Raw genomic sequence first — 19,598 nt, forward strand, 5'->3', positions numbered from 1 at the left:
ATGGCCGACATTTTCAGCCCCATCAGGCTTGGCGATCTGGATCTGGCCAACCGCATCGTCATGGCCCCCATGACCCGCGACCGCGCCGGACCTCAGGACGAGCCGACCGAAATCATGGTGGACTATTACCGTCAACGCGCCAGCGCGGGCCTGATCATCACCGAAGGCACCCAGCCATGCCCGGCGGGCAAAGGATATTGGCGGACACCGGGCATTCACAACCAGGCGCAGATCGCGGGGTGGCGCCGTGTGGCCGATGCGGTGCATGGCGCGGGCGGGCGGCTGGTGATGCAATTGATGCATGTCGGGCGCGCCTCGGTGCGCGCCAACAAGGCCGAGGATGCCGAAACCGTCGCCCCTTCGGCCATTGCCTGCCCCGATCCGATCCCCGGCCCCGATGGCGCGCCCACCGCCCCCGAAATGCCGCGCGCGCTGGAAACCGCCGAGATCGCGGGGGTGATTGCCGACTATGCCCAGGCCGCCCGCAATGCCCGCGATGCAGGGCTGGACGGGGTGGAGCTCCACTGCGCCAGCGGCTATCTGCCGATGCAGTTTCTATCCAGCAACAGCAACCAGCGCAGCGATGCCTATGGCGGATCGGTGCAGGGCCGGATCCGCTTTGTGGTGGAATGTCTGCAGGCATTGGGCGAGGTGATCGGGCCGGGGCGCGTGGGCTTTCGCATCTGCCCCGGCGTCACTTTCAACGGCATGGCCGATGCCGATCCGGCGAAAACCTACAGCACGCTACTTCAGGCGGTCGATGGGCTGGGGCTGGCCTATTGCCATCTGATTCATATCCCCAATCAGGGTTTTGACGCGCTGGATCTGGTGCGCACCCATTGGTCGGGCGCGGTGATCGAAAATGCCGGGCTTAATCTGGACAAGGCGCGCAGCCTGTTGGCGCAGGATAAGGCCGAGGCGGTGTCCTTCGGCTATCTTTATATCGCCAATCCCGATCTGGTCGACCGCTTCCGCAGCGGGGCGCCGCTGGCCAAGGCGGATCGCGCCACCTTCTACACCGGCCACGGCGATGATCGCAGAGGCTACACCGATTATCCCATGATAAGCGCATAAAGGACGTGTCCATGGAGGGAATACTGAAAGGCCGCGTGGCGCTGATCACCGGCGGCGGGCAAGGTGTGGGGCAAGGCATCGCCCGCGCGCTGGCCGGGGCCGGAGCGAATGTCGCCATCGCGCAAAGGCGCGGCGATGAGGCCGAGAACGAGGCGCGCTTTCTGCGCGACACCTATGGCGTGCGGGCGATGGCCATGACCGTTGATGTGACCAAAGCCGACGAAGTGCAGGCCATGGTCGAGAACACCGCTGCCCGGCTTGGCCGCCTCGACATTCTGGTCAACAATGCCGGGGCGAGCTTTCCCAAACGACTGGAAAACCACAGCGACGAGGATATGGCCCAAGGCTTCGACCTCAACTATTGGGCCGTGTTCCGCGCCATGCGCGCCGCCTTCCCAATCATGAAGGCGCAGAAATACGGCCGCATCATCAACCTCGGCTCACTCAACGGCGTGAACGCCCATATGTTTACGGTCGCCTATAATGCCAGCAAGGAAGCAGTTCGTGCGCTGACCCGCACGGCGGCGGTGGAATGGGGCGGGCGCGGCATCACCGCCAACATCATTTGCCCATCGGCCTTGAGCCCGCAGGCGCGCCATTATTTCGACGCCAATCCGGCGATGGCCCAGACCATCCTGCAACAGGTTCCCATGTGCCGCTTTGGCGATGCTGCGCAGGACATCGGTCCGGTCGCTGTTTTTCTGGCCGGCGAGGGCGGCGGCTATACCACCGGCAACACATTCTTCGTCGATGGCGGCGGCCATATCAACGGGGTCGCATGGCGGCCTGAAGTGGACGATTAAGGGAGACAAGGCATGACGGAACTGAGCAGCAAAGTCGCCATCGTGACCGGCGGCGCGCGCGGTGTGGCCAAGGGTGTCGCCACGGCCTTTGTCAAAGCGGGGGCCAAGGTGTTCATCGTCGACCGCGAAGAGGATCTGGGGCGCGCCACCGAGACCGAATTGCGGGCGCTGGGCGGGGATGTGGCCTTTTTGTCCTTCGACCTTTCGCGACGCGACGATCTGCCGCGCATCATTGATGCCGCCGTCAACCGCTTTGGCGGGATCGATATTCTGGTCAATGCCGCGCAGGCATCGGCGCAACTGATGCTGGCCGAAACTGACAATGCAGCGATGGAGCTGGCCTTTGATACCGGCTTCTGGCCCAGCTTCGTGCTGATGCGTACCGCCTATCCGCATCTGGTGAAATCCAGGGGCTGCGTGATCAATTTTGCCACCGGCGCCGCTTTTGACGCTATACCGACGCAAGGCTCCTATGTTGCGGCAAAGGAGGCGATCCGCGCCATGTCGCGCGTGGCGGCCAGCGAATGGGGGCCGCAGGGGGTGCGCGTCAATATGATCTGCCCCTTTGCCAATTCGCCCGGCGTGCAAATCTGGGCCGAGCATTTTCCCGATGCCTACAACATGCAGATCGAGAAGGTTGCCCTGCGCCGGATCGGCGACTGCGAGAAAGACATTGGCGCGGCGGCGGTGTTCCTCGCCAGCGATGCGGCGGGCTATATCACCGGCCATACGCTGATGGTGGATGGCGGCCAGACCAAGGCGTTTTGACGCCTCGTCAAACGGTTGGGGATGAGCTCGCGGGGCACCCCCTTTTCCTTGGGGCCATTCACACCTGCGGCACCGCCCCCTCGCCCAGCACGGCCCGCGCCGCGCCGCGGATTGCGCCTTCGATATAGGACACGCCATTGCAATCGCCGATGGTGGTGACGTCAAGACCGGCCCCGCGCAGCGCATCGGCCAAGGCGGTGTCACCATGCGCACCCTTGGCCACAATCACGTGATCGGCCGGTGCCATCTGCGCCACGCCGTCGGCGGTGTAATGCACGCCATCCTCGGCAATCCGCAGGTCTGCCGCGTTGGCGACCAACCCCACGCCATGCTCAGCAAGTTCGCTGAGCAGGCGCATGCGCCGCACCAGCAGCAGGCCCCGCCCCAGCTTTGGTCCTTCTTCAAGAACCGTCACCTGCCGGCCGCGCTCGACGAGGAATTCCGCCAGTTCGACGCCGACCAGCTCGCCGCCGATGATGACGATACGTTCGCCCAGCGGCATCCACTGGTGCGTGGCCTTGCGCACAAAGTCCAGATTGGCGGTCAAGCCGGTGGCCGCGCCAAGTCTGGTGGCCATCCGCGTCACAAGCCCGGTCTTGCGCTTGATGTCGTCTGATGTCTCGCCCAGCATCATCTTGCGCATATCGTCGCCGCTGAAGACATGGGGCAGGTCGTTCCCCGGGATCGCGGGCAGGTCACGCCGCGCGCCGGTGGCCACAATCACCGCGTCCGGCATCAGCGCTTTCACCTGCTCCACGCTGGCCACCGTCTTCAGCATCACCCTTACGTTCGACGCCTCAATTTCGGCGCGCAACCAGTCGAGCAGCCGCTCGTTGGGTTCATAGGCCAGCCCCGCAAAACGCAAGGTGCCGCCCAGACGGTCGCCTTGCTCGATCAGCGTGACGCGGTTGCCTGCCGCATCCAGCCGGCGCGCCGCCTCCATGCCGCCCGGACCGCCACCAATCACGACATAATGCCTGCCCGTTGGCGCGTTTGCCTGCCCTTGCAGCGCCTCGAACCCCAGCGCCGGATTGACCGCGCAGCGCACCGCATTGCGCGTGTAGGCAGTAGAAACACAGGTGTAGCAATAGATACAAGGGCGCACCGCATCGGCCCGTCCCTCGGCCAGTTTGCGCGGCAGATCGGGATCGGCCAGCAATTTGCGCCCCAGCGCAAGGAAATCATAGGCGCCCGCTGCCAAGTGCGCTTCGGCACGCGGCATTTCCACGCGCCCCGATGCGATCACAGGGATGGTCAGGACCGACTTGATCGCGGCGGCGGCCGGAATGTTGGTTTCCTCCACATGGGGAATATTCGAGCCTGAATGCAGCTTGCCCTGCCCGACATCGTGATAGGCAGTGACGGTCACCGCGTCGGCGCCGTTAGCCTCCAGCATCCGGGCCACCTGTTTGGCATCCTCCAGCGTGGTGCCGACCTTCTTGCCGAACTCCGCCGAATCGAGTTTCACCCACACCGGAAAATCGGCGCCAACAGCGCCGCGCACCGCGCGCAGCACTTCCAGCATCAGCCTCGCGCGGTTTTCCAGCGGGCCGCCATAGCCATCGTTGCGCTTGTTGGTGGAAGGGGAAAGGAAGGACGAGATGAGATAGCCGTGCCCGCCATGGATCTCGACGCCGTCAAAACCCGCCCGCTGGGCACGCAAGGCACCGGCGGCATATTGCCTGACGGCCAGATCGATATCGGCCTGTTCCAGCACTTTGACCTGCGGCACCACACCGCCGGCAAAGGCGGCCATTTCCTCAGGCAGGAAATAGCTGGGAAAATCGCCGGAGAAAGGATCGGGCACTGACGGGCCCCACAAGGGATGGCCATCCTGCGCCGAATGGCTGGCCACCAGTCCGCCATGATGCAATTGCGCGGCGATCCGGGCGCCATGCGCATGCACCGCATCGGTCAACCGCCGCAGCCCCGGCAGGAAACGGTCGTCGGAAATGGCCGATTGTTTTGGCTGCACCGCACCGACCGGCCATGCCACACCCATCACGCCGGTCACGATCATCGCCGCCCCGCCCCTCGCCTGCGTTTCGTGATAGGCAACCAGCGCGTCACCGACCGTGCCGTCAGCCTCTGCTAGGCTGACGCCCATTGCGGTCACTAACAGCCGGTTGGCCAGTTCCATCGCGCCGATGCGCCCCTTTGCCAGGATATGCGGGAAAGTTCCACGCAATGTTGCTGCCTGTTTTGCCATGGACCTCTCCTGCCTGTTGCCCGCTGTTGCGGCCTTATTGACAAAACAGTCTATATGGCCATACAAATTGTTCAGTCAATTGCCAATCAGGTTTGCCATGGATTGCCCACCCCACACCGGCCGCCGAAATCCGCTTCAGGAAGAGCAGCGCCTGCGCACGCGTCAGGCCATCATGACGGCCGCACTGTCCGCCTTTGGCGAACATGGTTTTGCCGCCTGCACGGTAGAGCAGATTCTGATGCGTGCAGGGGTCAGCCGCGCGGCTTTCTACGCTCATTTCGACAGCAAACTCTCGCTGGTCTGCGCGATTGCCGAAGACTTCGAGCCGCAATGGCGCCCCACCTTCGAACATCTCGCCGCGCTGGACGCGCCCACGCTGGGTGATCTGGCGGCATGGGCGCGGCTCCACCTTGCCTTCCACCGCGAGCATCAACTGGTCTGCGGCCTGCTGTCCCAACTGGTCGTGCTCGAAGACCGGCTTTACTGGCAGGTGGCACGCCAGCGCGATGCGCTGATCGCGATGCTGGGAGGCACCCATCCCGCCTTCGCCCGGGCCACCCAGAGCCCCAAGGCGCACCTGCGCGCCGCCATGCTGCTGTGGTCAATCGACCAGACCTGTTTTCATGTGGTGCGCGGCCGCCTGCCCGACCCGGATGACGGGGCGGCAGGCATCATCGCCGCGCAACTCCACGCATTTTTGAATGAGACGGCCGGATAGGCCCCACATCAGGAGAGGATTTTCATGGCAAAATATGCGTTTGAAGGCAGGGTCGCGCTGGTGACGGGTGCGGGCAGCGGCATTGGCCGCGCGGCGGCGATCGGCTTTGCGCGGTCGGGCGCGGCGGTGCTGGTCAGCGACGTCAATGTTGCGGGCGGCGAGGAAACCGTGGCGCAGATCGCGGCGGCAGGCGGCAAGGCACTGTTCCAGCGCTGCGATGTCAGCAACCCACATGAAGCGGCGGCGATGGTCGCGTGTGCCGTGGAGGCCTTTGGCGGGCTTGATTTTGCCTATAACAACGCCGGTATCAACGACATCGCTGCCGACGAATTCGAAGATGCGGTATGGGCGCGCAGTCTGGCGGTGAACCTGACCGGCGTGATGAACTGCATGCGCGCCGAAAGCGAAGTCATGCTGACCAAAGGCAAGGGGGCGATTGTCAACACATCGTCGATCAACGGCGTCATCGGCAATGCGGCGCAGCCTGCCTATACCGCCGCCAAGCACGGCGTGATCGGCCTGACGCGCAGCGCCGCCTTGCGCTGGGCCAAGAGCGGCATTCGCGTCAACGCCGTATGCCCCGGCATCATCGACACGCCGATGGCCGCACAGGCCGCACAAAACCCCGAAGCACGCCGGATCATTGAAACGATCACGCCCATGGCCCGCATGGGCAAGGCCGAGGAAATCGCCGCCGCCGCCATCTGGCTGTGCTCGGATGAGGCCAGTTTCGTCACCGGCCAACCGCTGGTTGTGGATGGCGGGGTCACAGCGTTCTAGACGCACTATGGAGTTGGTGTAAGTCACTCGCCCACTTAAGTGAGTGCAGCGCCGCCATGCGATTGTCTGGCTAAAATAACCTCACTCTTACTTTTCCGCCGTCCAAAAACATAACTTGGCCGGAAACCGGATCCGAAGTAAGTGATCCCACATGTCACGTAAGCGCATGCCCGGCGAGAGCCGCAAGAACAGTATCCTTCAGGCCGCGCGGCGGGTGTTCTCGCAGCGCGGCTTCGAGGCGGCCAAGACCCTCGATATCGCACGGGCGGCCGGCGTGTCGGAGGCTCTGGTCTATCGCCATTTCCCCTCGAAACTTGCGCTTTACCGCGCGGTTCTGCGTGCCCTTATCCGCGAGCAGGACGAAATGAACGCCAGACTGGGGGTTCAAAATCAAACCTGTCAGGGCTTGGTCACGGCCTTGAAAGCCTATTTTACGTTTCTCATCACGCCTGACCCGGCCGAAAAGGAGGCTCAGCAGAACTTCCGTCTGCTGCTGGCCAGCCTTGCCGGTGACGGCAATTATGCTTTGCTGATCTATCGCCGGGCCCAACGCATCATCGGCCCCACCATTCAGGCCGCTCTCCTCGATGGGCGCGCCAAGGGCGACATTCAGGGCGAATCACTCGCGTTTGAAAATACATCGATGTTCATCGAGCACGTGGGAATCATGATGAGCGCTGTGTCGGCACTGCCCTCGGGTGGGACGCTTTATGCCGAGCAGGGCGACGCGCTGGTGAGGCAGGCCGTCTGGTTCTGCTGCCGCGGCATCGGCATGACCGACCAGGCCATCGCCACCTATTTCCAGAGCTGATTCACAGCGCGAAGCCCGCAGCATTCCGCAGCTTTGACGGCTTCCCTGCCCGCATCGCGATGGGGGCCAATTCCATGCGCCCGGGCCATTGCACGCCGCCAGAACGGCTGGTCCCGCTGTTTTGCAGCCGGCGAAAAGTGATGCATAGTTCCGGCATCATCTACATATTTTCACCATCATTCAGCAAATGATTGCCGATAGTCGTAGATTGATGCTAATCATGCTACGCATAACGAGCACAGCATGGTGAGGATGAGTTGACAGGCGTAGGGCCCCGCAGGTGACAGATCTGTCGCATTGCGTTCCTACCGTCCGTTTCGGTGCGCAAAGAGCCAGCACCTGAAATCGGACGCGCGCTAGGATTGATGGCGCATACGTAGTCAGCAAAACCGCAAAACATGGATGGGCCTGATTTCGTAGGATTTACAGGGAGAGGTCATATGATCCGGAAAATTTCACACAATTCGCACCGCAAAAACTGCATGCGTCTGGCTCTGCTGTGCAGCGCGGCCATGCTGTCCGGCGCGCCCGCGGCCTTCGCGGCTGAGGACGCCCCCCCCGCGCCTGCGGCCAAGACCGAGCAGACCGGAATCTCGGACATTATCGTGACGGCCAACCGTCGTCAGGAACGCAATCAGGATGTGCCGATTGCGATCACGGCCCTCTCGGCAGATTTGCTGGCCAAGAAAGGTATCGGCAAAGAACAGGATCTTGCCGCCAGCGTTCCCTCGCTGGTGGTTGGTCCCAACGGTCAAAACTCGCGCGAGGCGATGTCCTTCACCATTCGCGGTCAGGGCGCGACGTTTCAGGCTTCGCCCGGCGTTGTGGTCTATATGAACGAAGTGCCGCTGCCCGCCCCGCTCACGCTGAGCCAGCAGGGCGGCCCGGGCAATTTCATGGACCTGGAAAACATGCAGGTGCTTTCCGGCCCGCAAGGCACGCTGTTCGGCCGCAACACGACTGGCGGCGCCGTGCTACTGGTGCCCAAGAAGCCGACCAACAACACGACCGGCTATATCAAGGGCCAATACGGCAACTATAACGACAACGAGTTTGAGGGCGCGGTCAACCTGCCGGTGGTGGACGACAAGCTACTCGTGCGCGTGGCTGCCGCCTATCAGGACCGCGACGGTTTCACGCAGGACGTGGTGTGGAACAAGTTCCGCGACAACAAGCACTGGTTTGCCGGTCGCATCGGCATTCTGGCCCGCCCGGTCGAAGGCGTTGAAAACTATACGATGATCTACGGCTCCAAGTCGCGCAACAACGGCACGGGCATGATCCATCGCGGCTTTAACACCGATGCGATGGCGGGGCTGGGCCTGTGCTCGACGCTTGGCATCGGCGTTGTGGGCGGCTATTCCTGCGACGTGTACAAGGCGGCCACGGCTCAGGCCAATGCCCTTGGTCCGCGCAAGACCGCGATGAGCACCGACGGTTTCCAAAAGACCGAAACATGGGGCATCACCAACACCACCGACGTCACGCTGACCGACAATCTCAAGCTGCGCAACATCATCAGTTTCCAGCGCTTCTGGTCGATGTATTCGGTGGACGATGACGCCACTGTTCTGATGCAGCATGAACTCGATCCCAGCCATCTGCCTGCCCCCGGCACGGTCACCCTGCCCGGCGTCGGCACCCCCATCACCTATGGCGCCACCCCCGGCTACAGCCAGTATCCGCGCGACAATCTCAAAGGATTTACCGAGGAACTGCAACTTCAGGGCAGCGCTTTTACTGACAAGCTGAAATACACCGTGGGCGCTTTCTATTACAACCAGACCCCGGCGGGCGTTCAGGGTACGGGCGCCACGCTTTATTGTCCCGCACTCTACACCGGCATGACGGCCTTTGTCGGCGGCTGCAACACAACGCACCAGTTCTCCGGCGTGAGCAACCAGTCGAAAGCGCTCTATGCGCAGGGCACGCTTGATCTGGGCGCGCTGAGCCCGGCGCTGGACCGTCTGCGCCTGACAGGTGGCTACCGTATGACATGGGACCGCGTTTCGGGTTTTGCCACCCAGTGGCAGGCAAGCCCGACCAATGTGGCCCAGTTGATCTGCGGCGCCACCAATGCGCCCACCACGGCTGCAACCGCCTATCAGGACTGCCTGTTCAGCAAGGTGCTCAATACCAATTCGCCTTCTTGGCTGATCGGCCTCGATTACAAGGTGACACCGCGCATCCTGACCTATGGCAAGATCAGCCACAGCTACAAGGCGGGCGGCTTCAACCCCTATGCGGTCTATGTCAATACCCAGACCTTCAACCCCGAAATCGTCACGTCCTACGAACTGGGGATCAAATCGGACTTCAAGCTCGGCACGGTTCCGGCGCGTTTCAACGCGTCGATCTACAATGTCGATTACACCAATGCGCAAAAGGCTTCGGGCGACTATAACCCCCTCACCCAGGCTGGCGGCGCGCGCGTGGCGAACGGCGATGCCCGTATCCGCGGCATCGAACTGGAAGCCTCGATCCGCCCCTTGGCCGGAGTCGAGATCGGCGGTAATTTCAGCTATACCGACGCCAAGTGGACCAACTATCAGGCGGTGACTGTTGCGGGGCAAGCCGATTGCAGCACCGGCGGCTATGCGGCGCCCTTTACCAAAGCGCAGTTGACCTGCCTGCCGTTCCAGTATGTTTCGCCCTATATCTGGAGCATCCATCTGGCCATCGACAAGAATCTGCCCGACAATATGGGCAAGGGTTCGCTTTATGTCAGCTATTCGCACTCCTCGGCGCAATACACCGATGCGCAGATCCTGCCCAAGGAACAGCCCGGCGCCTGGCTTGAACCCTATGGCCTGCTCAATGTTTCGGCCGACATCAAAGAGGTGGCCGGATCGAATTTCGATGTGGGCCTGTTTGCCACCAATCTGACCAACAAGCTCTATCGCATCAGCAACAGCAACGTCTATCAGTCCGGCGGCCTGCTGCTGTGGTCGACCATTTACGGCGAACCGCGCATGTATGGCATCCGTCTGAAGTACCACTTCGGCGAGTAAGGCCAAGGGGGGTGCAAAAGGCCGCAGGCGGGGTGGTTCAGGCTGCCCCGCCGATTTTTGCCGAACTTATGAGTAAACACTAACTTTGTATTTGACACCCCTGCCACTTTCGCCAATCTCCACGCCCATGACGCAGAGGAATGCAAGTGACAGGCTCAAGGTTCGCAAGCGGATTCCCGCAGCCGAGCGGCGTGGCTCGCTGATCCGCGCCGCGCGCAAGGTCTTTGCCGAGAGAGGCTTTGACGGCGCCAAGACTTCGGCCATCGCCGAGGCTGCCGGCGTGTCTGAAGCCCTGCTCTACCGCCATTTCCCCTCCAAGCGGGCCCTTTACGGCGCCGTGCTGCGTCAACTTATCCAGACCCAGAACGCTGTCTATGACGCCATCGGTTCACCGGCCCCCTCGACCGAAAGCCTGGTGGTGGTGGTCAGCGGATATCTGCGCGCCTGTGTCGATCCGGAACAGTCAAGCTGGCGCGAGGGCCTCAAGGTCTTGCTCTCGAGCCTGGCAGGCGACGGCACCTATGCGGGTACGGTTTACCGGAGGGCGACAGGCCTGACCGTGGAACCCCTGGCCGCAGCCCTGTCGGCGGCGCGGGCCTGCGGCGACATCGAAGGTCCTGCCCTCTCCCCCCTGCATACGGCCATGTTCATCGAGCATGTCGGAACGATGATATCCGTTGCCAGCCAATTGCCGCATGGCAGCGCCCCCTATGAGGCGGATCTGGTGCGCGTGGTGGACGACGCGATCTGGTTTTGCTGCCGGGGCGTTGGCCTGAATATTGCCGCCATAACCCGTTGCCTGGCGGCCGTCCGCAACGATGTTCCACGCATCCTTGGTCGCCCGGCGAGGAAACGCCGGTCGGCAACCGCCAATCCATAAATCACGAGAGGAGAAACCCCCATGGGAGCCTATAACATCGAAAAGGGCGTGGTCGATCTCGGCCACATCAAACTGCCCGTTCCCGATACCATCAGCCCCGAAGCCCAAGCCTATCTGTCGGCCAACCCATGGGGCGACATTCCCGAACCGCCCGAGCCGATCCCGATGTGGGTCATGCGCGAGGGGATGGATCAGGCGATGCAGGGGCTCAACCAGTATGCCCTGTCGATCTGGCCCTGCGAGGTGGAGGAAACGCTGATTGCGGGCGTTCGCTGCCACCGCATCCGCAAACCCGGCGCGCCCGATGCCACCAAGGACAAGGTGATGATCAACCTGCATGGCGGCGGTTTTGTCATCGGTTCGGGCGCTTTGGGTGAGGCAATCCCCATCGTCGGCGAAACTGGGGTGGAGGTCATTGCGGTGGACTATCGTCTCGCGCCCGAACACCCCTATCCGGCGGCGGTCGATGATGTTCTGGCCGTCTACAAGGCGCTTCTTGCCGATTACAAGCCGCAGGACATCGTGATCTTCGGCACCTCGGCGGGCGGTTTTCTGACCGCGATGACCGTCATGCGCCTCAAGAAGGAAGGTCTGCCCCTGCCGGTATGCTGCGGCATGTTCACAGCAGGCGGCGATCTTGCCAATCTGGGCGACACGTTCAACTATCTCACCCTTTCAGGGTTTTACGGACACACAGGCTTTCCAGTCGACCATCCCCTGTCCGAACGCGGCAAATTCCTTGGCGATGCTGACCGCAATGATCCGCTGGTGACCCCGATCAAGGGCGACCTGTCCGATTTCCCCCCCACCTTGCTGGTGAGCGGCACACGTGACGCTGTGCTGTCTTCTGCGGCGATGTTCCACCGCGCCCTGCGCCGGGCGGGCCGGGACGCGGAACTCTATGTGTTTGAGGCGATGCCGCACGGCTTTTGGTATGGCTATCAACTGCCAGAAACCCACGAAACCATTGGCATCATGGCGCGCTTTTTCGAAAAGCACCTTGGGCTGACGCGATAAACAGATACGGGAGAAAGAACCGATGACTCAACGTCTTGCAGGCAAGCGCCTGATCGTGGTGGGCAGCGCAACCGGAATTGGAGCGGCCACCGTGAAGCGACTGATTGCCGAAGGCGCGCAGGTTTGCGCGGCCGACATCAACATTTCCGGCGCAGAAAAGGTTGCCGAGGAAGCAGGCCCCAATGCCTTCGCCGTCGCGATCGACATTGCCGATGAAGCCTCGGTGCAGACGGCGGTCGCTGCTGCGGTCGCCCGGATGGGCGGGTTGGATGGCGCGCATATCAACGCCGCCGACCTGCGCGTCATCATGTCGGACACCGATCTGCTCGATATGGGCATGGACGTGTTTGACCGCACCATCGCCGTCAATTTGCGCGGCCATGTCCTGTGCGCCCGCGCGGTGATGCCGCATCTGTTGAAGAACGAGGCTTCGGCCATTGTCTTTACCAGTTCGGGTTCCGCGCATGGGGCGGAACCGGCGCGCGCCTGCTATGCCATGGCCAAGGCGGGCATCAACGCGCTGATGCGTCATATTGCCGCGCGTTGGGGCAAGGAGGGCCTGACGGCCAACGTGCTCGCACCGGGCTTTACCATCACCGGCGAGTTGAAGGCAAATCTGGAGCAGAACGGCGCCGAGGCGCAAAAATGGCTGGATGTCTATCGCGCAAAAACCCCCCACACAAGGTTGGGAGAGGCCGAGGATCATGCGGCCGTGGTGGCGATGCTGCTGTCCGAAGACGGCCGCTGGATCAACGGTTCGATCATCGACGTCAACGGCGGATCGCTGATGCGCGCCTGATGATGGTGCGCTTCGGGGCGGAAGACTTAACTCCCGCCCCGAAGTCGTCATGCGCGCAGCGCGGTTTTTTGCACCTTGCCCGCTGGATTGCGAGGCAGCGCGTCCAGAAAGGCGAAGCCGCGCGGCACCTTGTAATTGGCCATCGCCCCGCGTGACCAGGCCATCAGTTCCGCCTCCGTAACGCTGGCGCCCGGTCGCAGCACGACATAGGCACGCCCCACTTCGCCCATCCGCTCGTCAGGCACGCCGATCACGGCGGCCATGGCAATGGCAGGATGGCTGGCCAACAGCTTCTCCACCTCGGCAGGATAGACGTTGAAGCCCCCGGTGATAAACATGTCCTTCAGTCGGTCGGTAATGTTAAGATAGCCACGCTTATCAATGGTGCCGACATCGCCCGTGTGCAGCCAGCCCTCGGCGTCGATGGCCTCGGCGGTGGCTTCGGGGTCGTCGAGATAGCCCCGCATCACCGCATGACCGCGCACCCACAATTCACCCGCCACACCCGGCGGGTTGTCATGCCCCTGCGCGTCAACGCTGCGCACTTCGATACCGGGCAAAGGATAGCCGCAGGTGCTGGCGATGGTTTGGGCATCATCGCCCTGCCGCGTCATGGCAATCGCACCGCATTCCGTCATGCCATAGCCGTTGACGATGTTTTGCATACCAAGTTCGGTACGCATCCGTTCAACCAGCGCAGGCGCGACCGGCGCCGCCCCCGTCACCGCAACCCGCAGCGAGGAGAAGTCGCGTGGCTTGTCCCCATCCAGTTCCTGCAGCAGGGACTGGTAAATCGTGGGCGGCCCCGGAAGGAAGCTTATCTTGTTGACCTCAATCTGGCGCACCGTCTCGGCCACGTCGAACATGGCCATGGGAACGATGGTGGCGCCGCGCGTCAGACAGACCGCCCAGCCGGCCTTGTAGCCAAAGGTATGGAAGAAGGGATTGACGATCAGATAGCGATCGCCTTGCCGCAGATCGACGCGCACGGCCCAGTCGCCGAAGATCTGCACCGCCTGGGCGTGCGCGGTCAGCACGCCCTTGGGGCGACCCGTGGTGCCCGACGTAAAGATGATGTCGCAGATGTCATCGCCCGTCAGTTGCGCAAAAGCCTCCTCCACGGCCGGATCATCCGCCCCCTTGCCCCGCGCGACAAAATCCTCCCAATCCCGGTCGATGCGGATTACCTCGGCCAGATCGGGCAGATCCTCGCCCGCCAGCATGGCGCCGTAGTCGAGCTTGAGGAAATCGCCCGCCGCCATGACGAATTTGGCGCGCGCGCGGCGCAGAATGTCCGCCGCCTCCGCGCCCTTGAAGCGGGTGTTGAGCGGAATCACCGTGGCGCCAAGGGTCTGGGCGCCCAGCGCCGCAAGGATCCATTCGCGGCTGTTGGGCGCCCAAATGCCCACACGGTCGCCCCGGCGCAGGCCCGAGGCCCAAAATGCCGAGGCAGTCGCCCGGGCATCGTCCCAAAGCTGCGCAAAGGTCCAGCTTTGGGACGGGCCGATCAGGCCCGTCCGGTCGCCCCATTGCTCGGCAGCGGCCTTGGCCGCGTGCGGGATCGTCTGCGGCCAGACACCCATCTGGTCAGTCATCGGGGTAATGTCCTCAAGCGACTTCGAACAATCCGGCGGCGCCCATGCCGCCCGCAACGCACATCGAGATCACCACATATTTGACCCCGCGACGCTTGCCCTCGATCAGGGCGTGACCCACCAGCCGCGAACCCGTCATTGCAAAGGGATGGCCAATAGCAATGCCGCCGCCGTTGACGTTGAGCTTTTCCGGGTCGATCCCCAGCTTCTGCTGGCAATAGATGGCCTGGCTGGCAAAAGCCTCGTTGATTTCCCAAAGGCCGATGTCGTCGATCTTCAGCCCGGCGCGATCAAGCAGCTTGGGGATCGCGAAAACAGGGCCGATACCCATTTCATCCGCACCGCAACCGGCCACCTGAAAACCGCGATAGACGCCCAGGATTGGCAGCCCTTCCTTTTGCGCGGTGGCCAGATCCATCACCACCTGCGCGCTGGCGCCATCGGAAAGCTGCGAGGCGTTGCCCGCTGTGATGTGCCTTCCTTCCTTCACCACCTGTCCGTTCTTATGCACAGGCTTGAGTTCGGAGAGCTTTTCATAGGTTGTGCCCGCACGGATGCCCTCATCCTTGTCGAGTGTGACCTGTTCCTTGCCCGTCTCGTTGCCTTCCTTGTCGAACAACGCCTTGGTGACGGTGATCGGCACGATTTCATCGTTGAAGGCCCCGGCGGCCTGCGCGGCGGCGGCGCGCTGCTGGCTTTGCGCGGCAAAACGGTCCTGCGCCTCCCGGCTTACGCCATAGCGGTCGGCCACGATTTCGGCCGTCTCGATCATCGCCATATAGGCATAGGGATCGTGCTCTTTCACCCATTCCGAACGGTTGCGGAAATTGGGATAATGCTTGTCGATCGTCAGCGAGACATTTTCCGTGCCGCCCGAAAGCGCACAGTCAATTTCATTGGCGATGATGCCGCGCGCCGCAAAGGCCAGCGCATTAAGGCCCGATGAGCATTTGCGATCCATCGCAAAACCAGCCGTTGTATCGGGCAAAACCGAACCATGCACGGCAAGACGGCCAATGTTGTAGCTCTGCGTGTTCCATTGATTGGCGCAGCCCATATACACATCGTCGATGCGCGCGGGATCGATCCCGGCGCGCGCAATGGCCGCGTCCACCACATGGGCGGCCATCCGGGGCGCTTCGGTATCGTTGAAAGCGCCGCGATAGGCCTTGCCTACGCCGGTGCGCGCGGTGGAGATAATGGCTGCATCACGCATAGATAGATCCTCTCAGAAACCGTGCATATTGGTCGGACCCCAAAAGGCCCGCATTTCAATGATTTCATTCGCATCGTTGAAGCGGAACGTGTCGATCACGTCGATGCGCCTGTCGCCGCCTTCCCAATGCAGATTGACCGAAAAGGGGAAGACCGCGTAATCGGCCACGACCCTGATCGGCCCCAGCAATTTGAGCTTGGCGCCTGTGGCCATGGACTGGCTGTAAAAGGCTTGGATAGCCTCGCGCCCCACATATTTTGGCGCGCCCACGGGGTCTTCCACCGTGGCGTCAGCGGCGTAAAGCGCTGCGACCCTTTCCGCGCTGCCCGCTTCAAAGGCGGCGACATATTCGTGGACAGCGGCTTCCATTTGGACAGGATCTGGCATTTTTACAGGATCAGACATCTGGCTCACTCCGGATAATAGCGGCTGATCGTGTCGATCACACAGGCGGGCTTGTCATTGTCCTCGATCTCGATGGTCACGCGCACGGTGGATTGCACCGCGCCCTTGATCTCTTCCACCTTGACGATCTCACCCACGGCGCGAATGCGCTTGCCGACCAACACCGGGGCCAGAAATCGGACCTTGTCCGTCCCCACATTCACACCCGCCGAGAATTTGCGCACCTCGATCAGGTCGGGGAGGAAATAGTTGACGAGGCTCATCGTGAGATAGCCATGCGCAATCGTGCCGCCGAAAGGGCCGCTTTGGGCTCGCTCCACATCGACATGGATCCACTGATGATCGCCAGTAACCTCGGCGAAACCGTTGACACGGTCCTGATCAATCAGCAACCAGCCGGTGGGGCCAAGCTGTGTGCCTTCGCTGCCGACGAGGGCGGCGGGGCTTTCGAAGATCCGGGCCATGATCAAGCCCGCTGGCTGGAAACCGGCACGATCTCGCCGGTCATATAGCTGGAAAGATCGCAGGCAAGAAAGAGCATGACATTGGCCACTTCCCACACTTCGGCGGGGCGGCCATAGGCTTCGGCCTTGACCAGTTCGGCCAGCTTTTCCTCGGTCGTCACCTTGGCCAGGAAGGGGTGCATGGCAAGGCTGGGCGCGACGGCATTGATGCGCACGCCGTGGTCGGCGGCTTCAACCGCCGCGCAACGCGTGAAGGCCATCACGCCCGCCTTGGCTGCGGCATAATGCGCCTGCCCCTTTTGCGCGCGCCAGCCCAGCACCGAAGCGTTGTTGACCATCACGCCAGACTTGGCCGCATACATCACCGGCAGGAACGCGCGGGTCATGCGGAACAGGCTGGTCAGTGTGACATCCAGCACGCGGCTCCACTGGTCGTCAGTCATGTCCACCACATCAACCTCGCCGCCAAGACCGGCATTGTTGATCAGCACATCCACACCGCCCAGCGCCGCAACGGCGGCATCGCGCAGGCCCTGCACATTGTCTTCATTCGTCACATCGCAGACATAGGTGGCGGGACGCTCACAGCCCACTTCGGCGGCGATGCGATCGGCGGCCTCGCCAAGGCGCCGCTCGTGGAAATCGCTGATCAGCAGCCTGGCGCCTTCTTCGGCGGCCCGCTTGGCCACCGCAAAGCCGATGCCGGTGCCTGCTGCTGCGGTGATGACAACCGTCTTGCCCTTTAGCAGGCCGAGCGGGGTGGGATAGGCTGGGACAGGAACGCTCACAGATCACCTCTTGGTAAAAACGGGTTCAAAGATCGCCTCGCGGCTCGCGGGGCAGGCCAAGGCCGCGCTCCGCGATCAAATTGCGCTGGATCTGGTTGGTGCCGCCGTAAATCGTGTCGGATCGGCTGAAGAGGAACAGATTGGGCAGCATCGACCATTCGTAATGCTCACCATCGGCAATCTCGCCCGCCTGCCCCAGCACATCCATCGCCAGTTCGCCCAGATCGCGGCGCCATGTGGCCCACTGGATCTTGTAGGTCAGAGCCGCGCCATCAATCGCCGTCAGATCGGTGTTCGACAGCATCCGCAGCGCGCCATAGCGCATCAGCCGTAGCCCGATTTCCGCCTTGGCGATGCGCTGGCGGATCACGGCGTTTTTCGCCATTCCATTGGCTTTGGCCGCCGCGATAATCCCGTCCAGCTCGTTGCGAAAACCCATCTGCTGGGCCAGCGTCGAAACGCCGCGTTCAAAGGCCAGCAAGCCCATCGCCACGCGCCATCCATCGCCGGGTTCCCCAATCAGACTGTCGGCAGGGCAGCGAGCATCGGTGAAGAAGGTTTCGTTGAATTCCGCGTCACCGTTGATCTGGCGGATCGGGCGCACCTCGATGCCGGGCTGGTTCAGCTCCATCATCAGGAAGGTGAGACCCTTGGGTCCCTTCGAGCCTTCCACGCTGCGCGCCACCACAAAGATCCAGTCGGAGAAATGGGCAAGGCTGGTCCAGACCTTCTGGCCATTGACCACCCACTCATTACCCTCCAGCCGGGCCTTGGTGCGCACATTGGCAAGATCGGAGCCCGCGTTGGGCTCGCTGTAGCCCTGGCACCAGATCTGTGTGCCGGCAGCGATGCCGGGCAGGAATCTGGCCTTTTGCTCTTCGGTGCCAAAGGCCAGAATGGTAGGCCCGGCCAGTTCCACGCCGATGTGGTTGATGCGGCCCGGCGCCCCGGCGCGGGCATATTCCTCGGCAAAGATCACCTGCTGGGCCAGCGTGGCATTGCGACCGCCCCATTCCTCAGGCCAGCCTATGCAGGACCACTTGTGCGCGGCGAGTTGCTGCTCCCACTCCTTGCGGCGCTCCACCTTGGTCACCAAGTTGGGGATGCCCTTGATGTCAGCAAAAGGCCCTGCCATCTGCGCCTGCAACCAAGTGGCGCATTCGGCGCGGAAAGTTTCGTCTTCGGGCGAAAATCCCAGCTTCATGCCGCGTCTCCCAGAATCGCACCGGCAATCTGCTGACGGTGCCAATCGCTGCTGCCCAGCATCGAGAGGATGGAGCGGGCGCGCTTGAAATAGAGGTGGGCGTCATGCTCCCACGTAAAGCCGATGCCGCCGTGCAGCTGGACCATGTTCCCCGCGGCCATAAAGGCGGTGTCGCCGCAGAAAGCCTTGGCCGCATGAAGCGCGAGGGTCGCCTCGTCCGACCCTTCATCCACCGCGCAGCCCGCCCAATAGACCGCCGAGCGCGCCTGCTCGATGGCCACCATGATGTCGGCCAGACGGTGCTTGTAGGCCTGAAACGACCCGATCGCACGGCCAAACTGCACACGTTCCTTGGCGTAGGCCACGGTGGTATCGAGCGCCTGCTGCGCCGCGCCCAATGCCTCGGCGGAAAGCACCAGCCAACCGGCCTGCTCTGCCGCCGCCACACCGGCGGCGCCATCGGCCAGCAGTTCGCCGGTAGCCCCGGAAAGCGTCAGCGTCGCCAGCGGCCGCGTCTGATCCATCGTGACATGGCCCTCGACCATCACACCTTCGGCCCCGCGCTCCACCATCCAAGCCCTGTCGCCGCTTGCAACCAGAAACAGGTCGGCCGCCGCGCCATGCGCCACGAATTGCGCCACAGCATTGATGGCGCCATCCTTGTCCTCAACAGCAGGGGCAGCGGCATAGGCGGCGATCATCTCGCCGGCGATCAGACGAGGCAGATAATGCGCCTGCTGCTGCGCCGAACCGCCCGCCACCAGCGCGCGCGCCACCATCGCGTGGCCCAGCAGCGGGATCGCCGCCACCTGCGCGCCCGCGCTTTCCGCCACGATCGCCAGCTCAAGCAGACCAAGGCCAGCACCGCCCATTTCCTCCGGCACGCCAATGCCTGAAAGGCAAAGCTCGGTGCAGAAGGCCGACCACAGCGCGCGGTCGATCCCCTCGCCCTCCATAGCCTTGCGGGTGCGTTCACTGCTGGCATTCTCGACGAAGAAACCGCGCACGGTCTCCGCGATCATCGTCTGCTCTTCGGTGAAGACAAATTCCATGGTC

At 62.7% G+C, this 19,598-nt stretch carries 18 protein-coding genes; 10 read left to right on the plus strand and 8 right to left on the minus strand.

Annotation, left to right across the window (positions count from 1 at the left end):
* From PQ467_RS20165 to PQ467_RS20175, 3 genes are read left to right on the plus strand one after another with little or no spacing between them, the layout of a single operon-like run.
* On the plus strand, positions 1-1,074 hold the full coding sequence (locus PQ467_RS20165; protein ID WP_274176268.1) for an alkene reductase: 1,074 nt from the start codon (positions 1-3) through the stop codon (positions 1,072-1,074).
* Between the two features lie 11 nt (positions 1,075-1,085).
* Positions 1,086-1,877, plus strand: a complete 792-nt coding sequence (locus PQ467_RS20170) for an SDR family NAD(P)-dependent oxidoreductase (protein ID WP_274176269.1) — start codon at positions 1,086-1,088, stop codon at positions 1,875-1,877.
* Between the two features lie 12 nt (positions 1,878-1,889).
* Entirely contained in the window at positions 1,890-2,645 is a 756-nt protein-coding gene (locus PQ467_RS20175) for an SDR family NAD(P)-dependent oxidoreductase (RefSeq protein WP_274176270.1), read from the plus strand.
* Positions 2,646-2,703: 58 nt separating this feature from the next.
* On the opposite strand, the gene PQ467_RS20180 is transcribed toward PQ467_RS20175, so the two are convergent.
* Positions 2,704-4,854 (minus strand): oxidoreductase, encoded by a 2,151-nt coding sequence (locus PQ467_RS20180; RefSeq protein ID WP_274176271.1) that lies wholly within the window; start codon positions 4,852-4,854, stop codon positions 2,704-2,706.
* Positions 4,855-4,951: 97 nt separating this feature from the next.
* Between PQ467_RS20180 and PQ467_RS20185 the strand changes: the two genes are divergently transcribed.
* From PQ467_RS20185 to PQ467_RS20215, 7 genes are all read left to right on the plus strand, one after another.
* Positions 4,952-5,572 (plus strand): TetR/AcrR family transcriptional regulator, encoded by a 621-nt coding sequence (locus PQ467_RS20185; protein WP_274176272.1) that lies wholly within the window; start codon positions 4,952-4,954, stop codon positions 5,570-5,572.
* Positions 5,573-5,596: 24 nt separating this feature from the next.
* A complete protein-coding gene (locus PQ467_RS20190; RefSeq protein WP_274176273.1) occupies positions 5,597-6,352 on the plus strand; it encodes an SDR family NAD(P)-dependent oxidoreductase in 756 nt (251 codons plus the stop codon).
* A 151-nt stretch (positions 6,353-6,503) separates the two neighbouring features.
* The gene (locus tag PQ467_RS20195; RefSeq protein WP_274176274.1) at positions 6,504-7,163 is read left to right on the plus strand and encodes a TetR/AcrR family transcriptional regulator; all 660 of its coding nucleotides are present in this window, start codon (positions 6,504-6,506) and stop codon (positions 7,161-7,163) included.
* A 440-nt stretch (positions 7,164-7,603) separates the two neighbouring features.
* Positions 7,604-10,174, plus strand: a complete 2,571-nt coding sequence (locus tag PQ467_RS20200) for a TonB-dependent receptor (protein WP_274176275.1) — start codon at positions 7,604-7,606, stop codon at positions 10,172-10,174.
* Between the two features lie 127 nt (positions 10,175-10,301).
* Positions 10,302-11,054 carry a TetR/AcrR family transcriptional regulator gene (locus tag PQ467_RS20205; protein ID WP_274176276.1) on the plus strand — a complete coding sequence of 251 codons (753 nt, stop codon included), beginning with the start codon at positions 10,302-10,304 and terminating at the stop codon, positions 11,052-11,054.
* A 21-nt stretch (positions 11,055-11,075) separates the two neighbouring features.
* Positions 11,076-12,071 (plus strand): alpha/beta hydrolase, encoded by a 996-nt coding sequence (locus PQ467_RS20210; protein ID WP_274176277.1) that lies wholly within the window; start codon positions 11,076-11,078, stop codon positions 12,069-12,071.
* A gap of 22 nt (positions 12,072-12,093) precedes the next feature.
* A complete protein-coding gene (locus tag PQ467_RS20215; RefSeq protein WP_274176278.1) occupies positions 12,094-12,870 on the plus strand; it encodes an SDR family NAD(P)-dependent oxidoreductase in 777 nt (258 codons plus the stop codon).
* Positions 12,871-12,917: 47 nt separating this feature from the next.
* Here PQ467_RS20215 and PQ467_RS20220 read toward each other — a convergent pair whose 3' ends face one another.
* The 7 genes from PQ467_RS20220 to PQ467_RS20250 are packed head-to-tail and all read right to left on the minus strand — an operon-like array spanning position 12,918 to position 19,594.
* Positions 12,918-14,465 (minus strand): FadD3 family acyl-CoA ligase, encoded by a 1,548-nt coding sequence (locus PQ467_RS20220; protein WP_274176279.1) that lies wholly within the window; start codon positions 14,463-14,465, stop codon positions 12,918-12,920.
* Between the two features lie 13 nt (positions 14,466-14,478).
* A complete protein-coding gene (locus PQ467_RS20225) occupies positions 14,479-15,681 on the minus strand; it encodes an acetyl-CoA C-acyltransferase (RefSeq protein WP_274176280.1) in 1,203 nt (400 codons plus the stop codon).
* Positions 15,682-15,693: 12 nt separating this feature from the next.
* Positions 15,694-16,050 carry a steroid Delta-isomerase gene (locus tag PQ467_RS20230; protein WP_274176281.1) on the minus strand — a complete coding sequence of 119 codons (357 nt, stop codon included), beginning with the start codon at positions 16,048-16,050 and terminating at the stop codon, positions 15,694-15,696.
* Between the two features lie 41 nt (positions 16,051-16,091).
* Positions 16,092-16,550, minus strand: coding sequence for a MaoC family dehydratase (locus PQ467_RS20235; protein WP_274176282.1), 459 nt, complete (start codon positions 16,548-16,550; stop codon positions 16,092-16,094).
* Positions 16,551-16,552: 2 nt separating this feature from the next.
* Positions 16,553-17,338, minus strand: a complete 786-nt coding sequence (locus tag PQ467_RS20240) for an SDR family oxidoreductase (RefSeq protein ID WP_274176283.1) — start codon at positions 17,336-17,338, stop codon at positions 16,553-16,555.
* Between the two features lie 25 nt (positions 17,339-17,363).
* On the minus strand, positions 17,364-18,542 hold the full coding sequence (locus tag PQ467_RS20245; protein WP_274176284.1) for an acyl-CoA dehydrogenase family protein: 1,179 nt from the start codon (positions 18,540-18,542) through the stop codon (positions 17,364-17,366).
* On the minus strand, positions 18,539-19,594 hold the full coding sequence (locus PQ467_RS20250; RefSeq protein WP_274176285.1) for an acyl-CoA dehydrogenase family protein: 1,056 nt from the start codon (positions 19,592-19,594) through the stop codon (positions 18,539-18,541). The genes PQ467_RS20245 and PQ467_RS20250 overlap by 4 nt, the downstream gene beginning before the upstream one ends.
* Between the last annotated feature and the right edge of the window lie 4 nt (positions 19,595-19,598).

The organism is Novosphingobium sp. KACC 22771 (genome assembly GCF_028736195.1).
Taxonomy (GTDB): Bacteria; Pseudomonadota; Alphaproteobacteria; order Sphingomonadales; family Sphingomonadaceae; genus Novosphingobium.

Coding starts and splice junctions, on each gene's coding strand:
- PQ467_RS20165 (WP_274176268.1), top strand. CDS start 1: ATGGCCGACATTTTCAGCCCCATCAGGCTTGGCGATCTGGATCTGGCC.
- PQ467_RS20170 (WP_274176269.1), top strand. CDS start 1,086: ATGGAGGGAATACTGAAAGGCCGCGTGGCGCTGATCACCGGCGGCGGG.
- PQ467_RS20175 (WP_274176270.1), top strand. CDS start 1,890: ATGACGGAACTGAGCAGCAAAGTCGCCATCGTGACCGGCGGCGCGCGC.
- PQ467_RS20180 (WP_274176271.1), bottom strand. CDS start 4,854: ATGGCAAAACAGGCAGCAACATTGCGTGGAACTTTCCCGCATATCCTG.
- PQ467_RS20185 (WP_274176272.1), top strand. CDS start 4,952: ATGGATTGCCCACCCCACACCGGCCGCCGAAATCCGCTTCAGGAAGAG.
- PQ467_RS20190 (WP_274176273.1), top strand. CDS start 5,597: ATGGCAAAATATGCGTTTGAAGGCAGGGTCGCGCTGGTGACGGGTGCG.
- PQ467_RS20195 (WP_274176274.1), top strand. CDS start 6,504: ATGTCACGTAAGCGCATGCCCGGCGAGAGCCGCAAGAACAGTATCCTT.
- PQ467_RS20200 (WP_274176275.1), top strand. CDS start 7,604: ATGATCCGGAAAATTTCACACAATTCGCACCGCAAAAACTGCATGCGT.
- PQ467_RS20205 (WP_274176276.1), top strand. CDS start 10,302: ATGACGCAGAGGAATGCAAGTGACAGGCTCAAGGTTCGCAAGCGGATT.
- PQ467_RS20210 (WP_274176277.1), top strand. CDS start 11,076: ATGGGAGCCTATAACATCGAAAAGGGCGTGGTCGATCTCGGCCACATC.
- PQ467_RS20215 (WP_274176278.1), top strand. CDS start 12,094: ATGACTCAACGTCTTGCAGGCAAGCGCCTGATCGTGGTGGGCAGCGCA.
- PQ467_RS20220 (WP_274176279.1), bottom strand. CDS start 14,465: ATGACTGACCAGATGGGTGTCTGGCCGCAGACGATCCCGCACGCGGCC.
- PQ467_RS20225 (WP_274176280.1), bottom strand. CDS start 15,681: ATGCGTGATGCAGCCATTATCTCCACCGCGCGCACCGGCGTAGGCAAG.
- PQ467_RS20230 (WP_274176281.1), bottom strand. CDS start 16,050: ATGGAAGCCGCTGTCCACGAATATGTCGCCGCCTTTGAAGCGGGCAGC.
- PQ467_RS20235 (WP_274176282.1), bottom strand. CDS start 16,550: ATGGCCCGGATCTTCGAAAGCCCCGCCGCCCTCGTCGGCAGCGAAGGC.
- PQ467_RS20245 (WP_274176284.1), bottom strand. CDS start 18,542: ATGAAGCTGGGATTTTCGCCCGAAGACGAAACTTTCCGCGCCGAATGC.
- PQ467_RS20250 (WP_274176285.1), bottom strand. CDS start 19,594: ATGGAATTTGTCTTCACCGAAGAGCAGACGATGATCGCGGAGACCGTG.